This is a genomic window from Clostridioides sp. ZZV14-6154, from assembly GCF_020657785.1.
GTDB lineage: Bacteria > Bacillota > Clostridia > Peptostreptococcales > Peptostreptococcaceae > Clostridioides.
Map to the genome: position 1 here is coordinate 84358 of NZ_JAGWCY010000003.1, position 13537 is coordinate 97894.

Below are 13537 nucleotides of genomic sequence, written 5' to 3' on the forward strand. Positions count from 1 at the left end.
TATTTTTAAAGACACATCTTTAGTAATTTTAATATATTAGTATTGATTTTTAAGTAAATTTTATGATATATGAAATTATATTTAATACATATTAAATCTAAATACAATTTTTTTAATATCCAGTAAATTATAAGTTTATTATCACTAATATTATTTTATATAAATTATATTAGTGATAAAATAAACCTATAGAAATATAACAAATTTTTATTAATTTCATAGGAGGATTTTATGTTAAAAGTTATAATTAGTGGTTATAATGGAACAATGGGAAGAGTGTTAGCAGAATGTGTAAAAAAAGATAGTGAATTAGAGTTAGTTTGTGGTGTAGCTAGGTCTGCTGATGAAAATGCTTATCATGGAGATACGAAGCTTTATAAAACAATGACTGATGTAACTGAAAAAGCTGATGTTATAATAGATTTCTCACATCATGAAACTTTAGACCCAATCTTGTCATATGCACTAAAAAACAATACACCTGTAGTATTAGCTACTACTGGATATGATGAGGATGAATTAAATAAAATAGAAAAAGCATCAAAAAATATTCCTATATTATTATCCTCAAATACATCTCTAGGTGTAAATATTTTAATAAAATTAGTTAAAGATGCATCAAAAATGTTAGAAGGTTTTGATATAGAAATCATAGAAAAGCATCATAATAGAAAAGAAGATGCTCCTAGTGGTACTGCTACTATGATAGCCAATGCAATTAAAGAGGTCTTACCTGAAAGTGAAAATAAATATGGAAGATATGGTAGAGATTGCAAAAGAAAAGCAAATGAAATTGGAATCCATTCTATAAGAGGTGGAAATATAATCAGTGACCATGATGTTATATTTGCAGGAGATAATGAAGTTCTTACATTAAGTCACCATTCTCAATCTGATGAAGTCTTTGCAGATGGTTCTATTGTTGCAGCTAAATTTTTAGTTGGTAGAAAGTCTGGGCTTTATAAAATGTCAGATATATTAGGATAGTTTTTATACATAATGAATCTCAATCTACTTAGATATTCAGATTTATCAATTTGAATATCTAATAGATTGAGATTTTATTTATCTTTTTTCTTCACCTATAAAACTAATTATTGTATTCTATAGACTGAAACAAATCCAAATGGTGAAGTTCCTGTTGTGCCTGAATTAAATGTAAAACTTAAAGTAACAGCTGCTGCTCTAGCATCAACTAAAAAATCCAATCCTACACTTACATCTGATGAAGTAAGAGTATTTACTGCTTTTGCAATAAAATTATTTTGAGCTGCGCCATTAAAATTAGTAGTAATTGCCATAAATCCTGCAAGTGAAAGTGTAGCACGTATACCAAAGGATACATTATATATACCTCCAACTGCAAGGTTTATAGTGCTACTTGTTGGTAAAGTTATATTTGTTCCATTTATAAATGATGAGTTAAACGTAACTAGTGAGTTATTTGTTAAACTTGGAGATGAAACTATAAATTGTGCATTGTTCGATGCCAATACTCCAGTTGCTCCTGTATTTCCTGTTGGACCTGTTGCTCCATTGGCTCCAGTTGCTCCTGTATTCCCTGTTGGACCTGTTGCTCCATTGGCTCCAGTTGCTCCTGTTGGACCTATTGAACCTGCTGCTCCTGTTGGACCTGTCGCTCCTACTGCCCCTGTTGGACCTACTGCTCCACCTACTCCAGTTGCCCCTGTTGCCCCTGTTGCTCCAGCTACTCCATCTGCTCCTGTTGGGCCTGTTGCTCCCACTGCTCCTGTTGCTCCTGTCTGTCCTGTCGCTCCTGTCGCTCCTGTTGGGCCTACTGCTCCATCTGCTCCTGTTGCTCCTGTATTTCCTGTTGGACCTACCTCTCCATCTGCTCCTGTTGGACCTGTTGCTCCTACTGCTCCTGTTGGACCTACTGCTCCATCTGCTCCTGTTGCTCCTGTATTTCCTGTTGGACCTACTGCTCCATCTGCTCCTGTTGCTCCTGTATTTCCTGTTGGACCTACTGCTCCATCTGCTCCTGTTGGGCCTGTTACTCCATCTGCTCCTGTTGGGCCTACCTCTCCATCTGGACCTGTTGCTCCTACTGCTCCTGTTGGACCTGCCTCTCCATCTGCTCCTGTTGGACCTGTTGCCCCTATTGCCCCTGTTGCTCCTGTTACTCCATCTGCTCCTGTTGCTCCTGTATTTCCTGTTGGGCCTGTTACTCCTGTTGCTCCATCTGCTCCTGTTGCTCCTGTTACTCCATTGGCTCCTGTTGCTCCTGTATTTCCTGTTGGTCCTGTTATTCCATTTGCCCCTGTTGCTCCTGTTGCTCCTGTTACCCCTGTTGGGCCCGTTATTCCATTTGCCCCTGTTGCTCCTGTTGCTCCTGTTATTCCTGTTGTCCCTGTCGCTCCGGTTGCTCCTGCTGGACCAGTTGCTCCTGTTACTCCATTTGCTCCGGTTGCTCCTTTGTTCCCTGTTGGACCTGTTATTCCATTGGCTCCTGTTGCTCCTGTATTTCCTGTTGGACCTGTTATTCCATTGGCTCCTGTTGCCCCTGTTGCCCCTCTAGGCCCTGTTTCTCCGGTTGCTCCATTTGCTCCTGTTGCTCCTGTATTTCCTGTTGGACCTGTTATTCCGTTTGCTCCTGTTGCTCCTGTGTTTCCTGTTGGACCTGTTATTCCATTGGCTCCTGTTGCCCCTGTTGCTCCTTTAGGACCTGTCGGACCTATTGGTCCCGTTGGTCCTACATCTTGATATAAACTTGGACCTGAATTATCTTTGTAATCATCCATATAATAAATTCTCCCTATTTTAAAATTAGAGCAATATTAGACAAGTATCTAATATTGCTCTATATAATTATATGAATAGACAATTTATTATGTGATAATACATCTATTTACTTATATCAACATCTATACCTTGTTTTTTAAATTCTGTTATATTATTAATTTCTTTACTCCAATCTTCTATTATTGGAGTTATTTTTAGTTTTTTAACATCTTTCTTAATTTCATACTCTAAAGAAGATTCAATATAATTACCTTTAGAGTAACTTAAGTCATAACCTCCTGCACCACTAAGTAATTCTAAATCTTTTCCTCTTCCATCTTTAAGTGCAAACTCAAGTATCTTTGGTATATCATCACCTTTATTGAAATTATATTTGTTAGTTTTAAATCCGTAAATCACTCTGATTTTGGTAGGAGAAACCCTTACTTCTTTTAATACTAAATCAACATCAATATTTTTATTTTTTAATTTTACATTTTTATCTACATTATAAATTTTTGTATCTTTAACTATATTTGAACCATTTATACTTGTATTAAATTCCCATTGTCCACTAAGATATCCATTTAGGTGTTCACCCTCTACTCCTCCCATATTTCCTACCTCTATCTCTTTTGATGTTTTTATATCCTTATTTAACTCATATTCAACTTTATTTATACTTATATTTATATCATAGTCTTTATTTAAATCCACATTTTTTAGTAAATCAAAATTTTCGACATCCCCTTTTCCATCTCCATCTTTATCTAGATTATCAAGCTTACAAGTCATAACCATATTAGTAGTACCATCTTTATTTTTTTCTGATGTAGAAGGCCCTGTTATTGAAACAAAGCTCATATCTCCAACCTTTATTTTGATATCATCAATTCCTAAGAATCCTCCTTGTTTCTTTAATCCCAAAGCATCTTTATCAAGTTTGCTATCATCAACACTTATATTTAAAAATAATTCTCCATCACCAAGCATAATCTCATTTAACTTTATATCTATTCCTTTATCTGTAGCAACATCATCTACAATATTTTTATAAGGTTTAAGTTCTTCAGTATCCTTATTAAAGAAATATTCTATCTGCTTTCCAAGATGTTGCATATATGCCAAGGTAGTTTCATTAGTAAATGCAGTTGAACCTAAAATAACTACTGATAATCCTCCTACTAAAGCATATCTCTTAAAATTATTCTTTTTACTATATTGAATCTTAGATTTCATTCTCTTCTTCATTTCATCCTTTTCTTCATTACTTAATACAATATCATCGTATTTTTCTATATCTATATTTGTTTCATTAAATAAATCAAATTTATCTTTCATAAAAACTCTCCTTTTATTCTATATTTTCTATATTTAAATCCTTAATTATCTTATCTATTATCTCTAAGCTTTCTTTTTATTTAAATGCAGTCTCAACTTCTTTCTTCCTCTTGATAATCTATTATGTAAGTTTTCAACAGTGGTTTCATTTTGTATAGCTATATCCTTTAGTGATATATCTTCTAAATAATACCTTCTAAAAATTTCTGCATCTTTATCATTTAATGTGCTTATAAGGTCATTTATTTCCTCTTCAATTTCTCTCATATCCAACTCTTTATCTATATATGGTATTTCTTCATGTTCTATATTTAAATAAGTATTACTATTTATATACTTTTTCCTATAATTAATTGCTCTGTATTTAGAAATAGAACCTATCCAGTTTTTAAAAGAGTTTTTTTCATTATCAAATTTTTCTATGTTATTCCAGATTGACAAAAGCACATCATCAACACATTCTTCCTCATAAATTCTAGCATCCATAAGAGTCCTTCTAACTATAGATGCTATAAAATTCCCATACTCATCTATAAGCATTTCCATACCCTTTTCTTTTTTCTTTATTATGTTTTTAATTATCAATTTATCCTCCAAGTTAATTCCTCCTTTGTAAAAGCTTCTACAACTACTAATACAATTAAAAATCGTATTTCCTATCAAATTTTAAAAATTTTTTTATATTTCTAAACACAGAATCAAAGCTTGGATAAAACTATCAAAACAATTTTACTATGTTGAACTTATAGCTTGATACGAATACAAGATAACTCCAAATCAAACCCCAAAATAAAAAGATACCTCAATATAATTTATCAAAATTATATTGAGGTATCTATAAAATTAAAAAATTGCTTATCTATCTTCATCAGTTACATTAAATATATAAGGAACATTTCTATAGTAATCTTCAAAGTCAAATCCATATCCTACTACGAATTTGTCTTCTATCTCAAACCCACAATAATCTGGTACTAAATCAATCTTTCTTCTGCTTGGCTTGTCTAAAAGTACACAACATTTTAAACTAGCAGGATTCTTAGCTTTTAGATGCTTTAAAACAAAATCCATAGTCAATGCAGAGTCAGTAATATCATCTACAACCAATACATCATATCCTTTTATATCAGTACTTACATCTGAAACAACTTTAACCGTTCCAGTACTCTCTTCACTGTTTCCATAACTAGAAGTAGTCATAAAGTTAACTCTAAGAGGTAAATTTATATTTCTAACTAAATCTGCACAGAATATAAAACTTCCTTTTAATAGAGACACAATCATAAGATTTTTATCTTTGTAGTCCTTCTCTATAATCGCTCCTAATTCTTTTAATTTATCATTAATTTTTTCTTCTGAATACAATACTTCCCATTTTTTTGTTTCTATATCCATAAAAAGACCTCCAATTGTAATAATCCTTCTTAATTTTATAAGAGATTGCTCACTTTTTCAATACTCTTATTCAATATTAGCCAATATTATTGAGTTTTTAAGCATATTCAACAATTATTAACAAGATATTATCTATTTTAAGTAAATCATATATCCCTACTAAATCATATACTATATATTTTAGACAAAAAAGAAAAAACTTGCACTAGCAAGTTTTTCCCATTTATATATAATCATAATTTATTAGAGGGTACTAATTAAATTTATTTATATCACCTTCACTATATATTGCAATATAAGAAATATTGTAATATATTAATCAACTTTATTCATATCATTCATTACATTTAATATTATCTCATCTGTTATAGACATACCTTTATCACTTACTCTTCCTAAGTTTTGTATACTTTGCTCAACACTTGAACCAACTATACCATTTAATGGTGGTACAAAACAGTCTTGCTTAGCTATTATAGCACTTTGTATTGCAGCAGATGCAGCAGATGATAATTTTAATGCACAGCCAGCTTTTGCTCCATCACATATCATTCCACTTAAGTCAGCTATCATATTTTCTATTGCACCTTCTATTTGTTTTTCGCTTCCATCCATAAGCCAAGATATACCAGCAGTTGCTCCAGTAGATGCTGCAACTCCACATCCACATACAGCAGATAATCTACCTGTATAATTCTTAATATAACCAGTTACTAAATGAGATATAGCCAAAGCTTTTGCTAGTCTTTCATCAGATTGTGGGAATTTTTTATTGTAAGCAACTATTGGAAGAATTGCTGTTAATCCATGATTTCCACTACCATTTGAACTCATAACAGGCATTTTTACTCCTGCCATTCTTGCATCTGAAGCTCCAGCAGTTAACATCATTGCATAGTTTATAACATCATTACCTAAAAGACCTTCTTCCATAGACTTTTTAATTCCGTATCCAACACCAATTCCAGTCTTTTGTTTCAATCCATATTCAGCCATTTCTTCATTCATTTTTACTCCATCTAATAAAAACTCTATATCTTTAAAATCAATACCTTCTACATTCTTTATTAATTCTTGTATAGTTACAGTATCCATCAAGCTCTCAACTTTTTCTGCTGAAGCATTTGAAACTGATACTTTTGGTTCATTATCCAATAATACTTCTCCATCTTTTTCTAAGAATGTAAAGTTATCATGTTTAGTTCTTATTCTAACTTTAGCATTATGATTTGCTCCTTTTAATGCAACTTCTATAAAAACTTTCTCTTTCGTATCAGCAGGTGTTATTGATAAAGGAGTATTATCCATATAATCTTCTGCTATTTTAACTTCTTCCTTTGTTAAAGTTTCTAATACACTTAATCCGTTTTCAGAATGTCCTCCTATTATCCCTAGAGCTGCTGCTATTTTTAATCCTAATCTTTCAGTTCCTGGTATACCTACACACATACCATTTTTATAGATACTAGGGCTAACTAACATATGATTTTCTACTATTTCTTCTCCTAGTAATTCTTTTGCCTTTGCACATGCTAGAGCTAAAGCTACTGGTTCAGTACATCCTACTGCTGGTTTAACCTCTGCTTTTAACATTTCCACTAATTCTTTTCTTATATCTCTCATTATATATAAACCTCCCAATTAAGTTTAATTTTAGTACTTAAATAATTTCTTATCTATATTTATAGCAAAATACATGCCATATTTTTTATTTTAGTCCATTTTTTCATTTCAATATTGTGTATACATTGAAATAACTAGCTTTAATTATATATTTTTTTTATTTATATGAAGGTTTTATATTTTTTTCACTTGGTAAATGGATGACAATTTCGCAAAAAGACAAAAAAAAATCTCAAAATGAGATTCTATATCATTTTGAGACGATTACTATTTTAATAATTACTATTTTTTAGATTCTGAAGGCTTAAACAACCACTACTTTTTATATACTACTACCTTTTATATACTACTACTTTTTGTTTATATTTAAATTTTATATCACTTTTTATTATATTCTTATATCACTTTATATCACTAAGAAATTATATTGTATTTTTCAATTTTTCTATATAATGTAGCTCTTGATATTCCAAGTGCCTTAGCTGTTAATTCTTTATCTCTTTTATAATCTTTGTATTTATTTAAAGCTTTTATTATCTCAATTTTCTCAAGTTCATCTAGTGGAATTATCTTATCACTTCTAACTTCTAATTCTTCTATAGATGTATTTTTAATCTTTTGAGGAATTACATTCATCGTAATTATTGGAGATGAAGACATATTTACACTGTATTCAATAATATTCTGCAATTCTCTTATATTGCCTGGCCACTTATATTCAATCATAGCATCAACAACCCTAGTGTCTATATCAATAACATTTTTATCTAGTTTTTTTGAGTATTCCTTAATCATATGCTTTATTATAAGTGGTATATCATCTTTTCTTTCTCTTAAACTTGGGAGCTTTATTGGTATAACATTTAATCTATAATATAAATCTTCTCTAAAAGTTTCATTTTGAACCATTTTTTCTAAATCTTTATTTGTCGCAGCAATAATTCTTACATCTATCAGAACATTTGATTTACTTCCAATCTTATTGAGCTCTTTTTCTTGTAATACCCTCAACAACTTTGACTGTAAATGCAAGCTCATATCTCCTATTTCATCCAAAAATATGCTTCCTTTATGGGCTATTTCAAACATACCAAGTTTTCCACCTTTTTTAGCCCCTGTAAAAGCACCTTCTTCATATCCAAATAATTCACTCTCTAATAAATTATCCGGTATTGCTGCACAGTTTACAGCTATAAAAGGATTATCTACCCTATTACTATGGTTGTGTATAGCTCTTGCAAATAGCTCTTTACCTGTTCCACTTTCACCAGTAATAAGTACTGTTGAAGTGGATTTAGAAGCCATTAGGGCTTCTTTTTTTGAATTTCTTATAGCTATACTCTCTCCAATTATATTTTCCAGTTTTATCTTATAATCTTTGTTCATCTTATTGTAGTTTTTTATAGCATCTCTTTTATCTATAAAGTCAATAACATATCCTTTTAGTTCATTTTTTAATACTATTTTATTTATGTTATATATCCCCTTTGAATCATATCCGTATCTTCTATAAAAAAAGCTACATGATTTGTCCTTCTTAAAGTTATTTATAGAAGGTTTCTTTATAAAATCTAGCTCAGTGAATATATCTTTCCCAGTTATATTGTCCTTTAGATTAAAAAGCTCTTTAAACTTTGAATTATATTTATCAATCTTACCATCTACATCAATGGACACAACAGCTTTATCCATATTGTTTAATAAAGTCTCTAATTTTTTCTTTTCTAACTCTAACTCGTACGTTTTAATTTGAGCTTTTAGTTTATTGGATATCAAGTCTGCCATCTTACATAAAAAGTTTATAAGTCCACTTTTGTTATTTTCTATAATCTGTGCTTGTTCTTTTGTAAAGGCTATAAGACCTATAACACCATAAGACTCTCCATCACATATAATTGGGCAACATACTTCTGCAAACTCCACACAGACATTATTTTTATAACATTCTCTACATATATCACTGCTCTTTGGGTCATCAATTAGTATTGTAATTTGTTCTGTAAGTGACTTTTTAAAAGCTGTATATTTATCTACTTTTTCACCTATTTTGTCCACATATATACCTGTCCCTGCAATCCTAAATAAGTTTCTATTTACTATAGTTACATCTATATTGAGCACTGAAACTATAGCTTCAGCTATGTTCTGAATATCAGATTTTATATATTCTAAATCTATCATAGTTATCATTCCTTATTTTTTCTTAACATGAGTATTTGTCTTATTTCCTTAAGGATTAAATATATCTTATTTAAAGTAAATTGAATTGACATTAGGATTACAAAGAGCATAACAATTATTATTAACTCATAATTTATTTCCATATCTACATCTCCTTATAACAAAAGACTAGGCTTAACCTAGTCTTTTATATTATATCCATATTTATATTTTAACTCATTTATCTTCTTTTTCCCACATAAATATATTTTAATTTATTTGACTCTTTAATCATACCATCAAAATTTAATCTTGAAAATATATTAAATACTTCATGTGGATAGTGAATCTTTGCTACAGAACCACAAAATTTATGCTTAAGATAGTTTAGTTTAACTTTTAAATTTTTTAAGTTTAAATCTTCTAATATAACCTCTCCATTACCTTTTAAAACTCTTTGTATTTCAGATGAAGCTTTTTCACAATCTGTAATAACATTAAATTGGTCTACTATTATTATCTTGTTGAACTGATTATCATCAAATGGCAAAAACTCTAACTTACCTTTAACTACATTGCAATTTTCATTATATACTAAAGAATAACATACATCTTCATAGTTACTATTCTCTAATATCGTTACAGAAGTACCAAGACCTCTCAGTCTCTTGCCTAGGTTTCCTATATGACCAACAAGCAATATTTTATCCCCTACATTATACTCAATTGTATCTAAAAAACATTCTAATTCATCAGATGTATATTTAGCTTTAACTGGCTGTTTATTTATCTGATATAATATGCTTTTCACAATGCTTCACCTCTTCATTTTCTCAATTATAAATTATGTACAGATTACATTATAATAAATGGCGAGCAACTATTCAAGAGATATTTCATTAGTATTTTTTTAAACAATCTTTATTTATTTTTAATGTATTATTATAGCAAATTTATTAGTTTTTTTGATGAAAAAACAATATATTTTTAATATTTAGTCATTATTATTTTCATCTAATTTTTTTATTTTTGATATAGATACTTCATATGCCATTTTTTTCACTACGTTATCCTCATCTATTTTTTTCTCATACTCTCTACTTTGAACTCTACCCCAAAGCTGTATTCTATCACCAACTTTTAAGTTTTTTGCAAACTTTGCATTTCTTCCCCAAACTATTGATGGTATATAATCAGATTTATTATAAGGTCTGTTTATAGCCACTAATAAATCAGTTATTTCCCTTCCTAAAGGAGTTTTCCTATACACAGGTTCTTTACATACATACCCATCTAGAAATATGCTGTTTGGGTCCTTATTTTCCTCCTCTATAGCCTTTATTTCTCTAACAAATACTGTAAGCACTAATCTATTTTTATTATTTAAGGTTTTATTATATGATCTCAATTGACCTACAACATTGACTAAATTTTGTTTATTAATATCAATATCTTGAAGAAGTCTTTCTGACACAGTCATAGGAAGTGTATCAAAGGAATCACTTAATCTGTTTATCTTTATTCTCACGTTATAAAATTTCTCTCCAAATATCTCATGGCTAAATTCTAGCTTATTGTCTAACTCCCCTCTTAAGTTTACTACGTTATTCTCATCTTTAACAGCTATCATATTTTATCCCTCCACAATTGTTAATTCTTATATTTCTGGTATCAGCTTATATAATAAATATATTTGTGAGTGATGTATTTTATTACAAATCTTTGATTGCTGTTTAAAACTTTTTATTTATTTATAAATTTCATTTAATCTTTTGATTTAAGCCTATAAAATTGTCCTATTATTTATATAATATATTATTTGTTTTAACCAAAATTGATTATTAAATTGCTTCTTATCCACTTTTTAAGTCATATATAACTCAACACTAATTTATACACATAAGCAATATCAATATTTTAAATTAATTCAAACGATTCAGATAATTATCAAGTCATTATAAACTCAATTTTCTTCAGTTATAAGTTATATTCGACTTATTATACTAATATTTTTGCTAATATACATCAATATATTAACTTTTTTATTTCATCTAGCATTAAATTTAAATATTTAATTTCAGTTTACAGCCTAACTTTAGAAAATATAGCTACATTTATACTAAATTTATATATATATTGCATAATTGGCACACTAGTTGCTTTATATAATTATATCTAATAAATAAAAAACTGCCTTAGAACATTAATATTAACGTTCCAAAGCAGTTTATAATTTTTATTGTTAGCTGTAATATTTAATAAATACTAAGCAGTCTTTTTATTTTTATTTGCAGCCATTATCATTGTAGCAGAAGTGTAAGCTATAACTATTATTACTAATGCTTTTAATATATCCATTGGTAAAGTTTTTACTATATATGCCGCTACGAAAACTCCTATTAAACCACAGATAGCTATTATAACTGATGCTTTTTTAGTATATGCATCTTCTTTTATGAACTTCATACTTGCAACTGGCATTAATAATGCACAAGAACCCATAACTATTGGGAACGCAACTTTTGCAGACATTCCTAAGAAGTAAACCATTGCCATACCTGGAGCATATAGACCTATACCAGCTGTCATTAAAGCACCTAATATAAAGTTACCTAATACACCTATTACTAATTTAACACCAGTAAGACCTAATTCATTTCCTCCACCTGGTAATACATTAACCCAAGGATGACCTAATAACATTAATATTGCTGTTAATGCTAGAGTCACACCCATAACCATTTGTATCTTTCTTTCGTCCATTTTAGCTATTATTCCTGCACCTATGTATGAACCAACTGCTGCTGCTACAACCATAGATACTAGAGTTACACCATCAACTGGTATGATTGATGTGAATATAAATGCTTCAGTAACAACTGGGATAGTATGTGCTACGTTTAACGTACCAGGCATTTTCTTATCTGGTATGTTTAATTTTAAAGCTTTTGACATTGCTATTGTTGGAGCAAATGAGCCTATTCCTAATGTATCAAAGAAATCTGTTATAAATCCTGTTACAGCAACTTTTGGAGTACTTTGTTCTTCTAGTTTCCCCTCTTTGTTTGCTTTAGCTACGTCTTTACCAAATACAACTGCAAAGATTGCTGCGAATACTACGTATAATGCCTTTAAGATTGCTACCATAATCCATCCTCCTATTTTTTTATTTTTTTATATATTCTGAATCTTATAGCCTAAAATCTATAGAATAGTAACCAACAAGAGGTTACTATTCTATTTTAATTTCCCAATTTATTTGTTTCTATTTAAGAATAAATCCATGTTTAAGTGGATCTTCTTCATCTATTACAAAATGATTAAATCCAGTTATATAAGCAGAACCACTTATCTTAGGTACTACAGCATTGAAATCTGCAACTTTAGTTTCTTCAACTATTTCACCTTTGAATAAAGTTCCTAATATACTTTCATATACGAATTTTTCTCCTACTTTTAATTCACCTTTAGCATGTAAAGTAGCTAATTTAGCACTTGTTCCAGTTCCACATGGAGATCTGTCAACTTGACCTTGACCAAATATAACTACGTTTTTGTAAGTAGCTTCTGGATGAGTTGGCTCATCATATATTTCAACTAAATCTACAGTTTTTATATGAGCTAAAGTTGGATGTTGTATTTCTATTTTTTCATTTATTATATCTCTAAGTTTCATAGCTAGTTCAGTTAATTTACCAGCATTTTGAGGTTCTATTTTTAAACCTAATTGACTTGCATGTATTATAGCAAAGAAGCTTCCACCAAATGATATATCAAATTTAACTGTTCCAACACCTGGTAAGTCAACTTCAACACCTTCTTTATATAAGAAAGCTGGTACGTTTAAGAATGATACTTCTTTAGCTTTTCCATCTACAACTGTAACATCTCCTCTTATTATTCCTGCTGGAGCTTCCATAACTACATGAGTTACAGGCTCTACTGCTGGAACTACACCTGTTTCTATAGCTGCTGTCATAGCTCCTATTGTACCATGGCCACACATATTAAGGTATCCGCCACCGTCCATGAAGATTATTCCAAAGTCAGCATCTGGACAACAAGGTTGAGTCATTACAGAACCAAACATATCATTATGTCCTCTTGGCTCTAACATTATAGCAGTTCTTAAATAATCTAGATTTTTTTCTAAATATTCTTTTTTCTCAGGCATAGAATTTCCTTTTATGTTAGGTATTCCACCCACAACTATTCTAGTTGCTTCTCCTGCTGTATGAGAGTCTATAGCTTGTATACTTCTGCTAAATTTCATATC

The 13537-nt window shown here is 30.1% G+C and carries 11 protein-coding genes; 1 reads left to right on the forward strand and 10 read right to left on the reverse strand.

Features of this window, described 5'->3' with window-relative positions; all coding sequences use genetic code 11:
• Positions 1 to 231: 231 nt before the first annotated feature.
• Positions 232 to 987 carry a 4-hydroxy-tetrahydrodipicolinate reductase gene (dapB, locus tag KGF45_RS09680; RefSeq protein ID WP_227839741.1) on the forward strand — a complete coding sequence of 252 codons (756 nt, stop codon included), beginning with the start codon at positions 232 to 234 and terminating at the stop codon, positions 985 to 987.
• 107 nt (positions 988 to 1094) lie between these two features.
• Here the strand turns inward: dapB and KGF45_RS09685 are convergent, their stop codons facing one another.
• From KGF45_RS09685 to KGF45_RS09730, 10 genes are all read right to left on the reverse strand, one after another.
• A complete protein-coding gene (locus KGF45_RS09685; protein WP_227842417.1) occupies positions 1095 to 2762 on the reverse strand; it encodes an exosporium protein in 1668 nt (555 codons plus the stop codon).
• A 103-nt stretch (positions 2763 to 2865) separates the two neighbouring features.
• On the reverse strand, positions 2866 to 4083 hold the full coding sequence (locus KGF45_RS09690) for a DUF4179 domain-containing protein (RefSeq protein ID WP_227842418.1): 1218 nt from the start codon (positions 4081 to 4083) through the stop codon (positions 2866 to 2868).
• 63 nt (positions 4084 to 4146) lie between these two features.
• Positions 4147 to 4680: a sigma-70 family RNA polymerase sigma factor gene (locus KGF45_RS09695; RefSeq protein ID WP_227842419.1), complete on the reverse strand. Its 534-nt coding sequence runs from the start codon at positions 4678 to 4680 to the stop codon at positions 4147 to 4149.
• 258 nt (positions 4681 to 4938) lie between these two features.
• Positions 4939 to 5478, reverse strand: coding sequence for a hypoxanthine phosphoribosyltransferase (hpt, locus tag KGF45_RS09700; RefSeq protein WP_227842420.1), 540 nt, complete (start codon positions 5476 to 5478; stop codon positions 4939 to 4941).
• Positions 5479 to 5793: 315 nt separating this feature from the next.
• On the reverse strand, positions 5794 to 7101 hold the full coding sequence (locus tag KGF45_RS09705; protein WP_227828329.1) for a serine dehydratase subunit alpha family protein: 1308 nt from the start codon (positions 7099 to 7101) through the stop codon (positions 5794 to 5796).
• A gap of 414 nt (positions 7102 to 7515) precedes the next feature.
• On the reverse strand, positions 7516 to 9291 hold the full coding sequence (locus KGF45_RS09710) for a sigma 54-interacting transcriptional regulator (protein ID WP_227828328.1): 1776 nt from the start codon (positions 9289 to 9291) through the stop codon (positions 7516 to 7518).
• A gap of 211 nt (positions 9292 to 9502) precedes the next feature.
• Positions 9503 to 10072, reverse strand: coding sequence for a class I SAM-dependent methyltransferase (locus KGF45_RS09715; protein ID WP_227828327.1), 570 nt, complete (start codon positions 10070 to 10072; stop codon positions 9503 to 9505).
• A 183-nt stretch (positions 10073 to 10255) separates the two neighbouring features.
• Positions 10256 to 10891, reverse strand: coding sequence for a single-stranded DNA-binding protein (locus KGF45_RS09720; RefSeq protein ID WP_227842421.1), 636 nt, complete (start codon positions 10889 to 10891; stop codon positions 10256 to 10258).
• 635 nt (positions 10892 to 11526) lie between these two features.
• Positions 11527 to 12408 (reverse strand): TSUP family transporter, encoded by an 882-nt coding sequence (locus KGF45_RS09725; protein ID WP_227828326.1) that lies wholly within the window; start codon positions 12406 to 12408, stop codon positions 11527 to 11529.
• A gap of 118 nt (positions 12409 to 12526) precedes the next feature.
• On the reverse strand, positions 12527 to 13534 hold the full coding sequence (locus tag KGF45_RS09730; RefSeq protein ID WP_227828325.1) for a proline racemase: 1008 nt from the start codon (positions 13532 to 13534) through the stop codon (positions 12527 to 12529).
• Positions 13535 to 13537 lie beyond the last annotated feature (3 nt).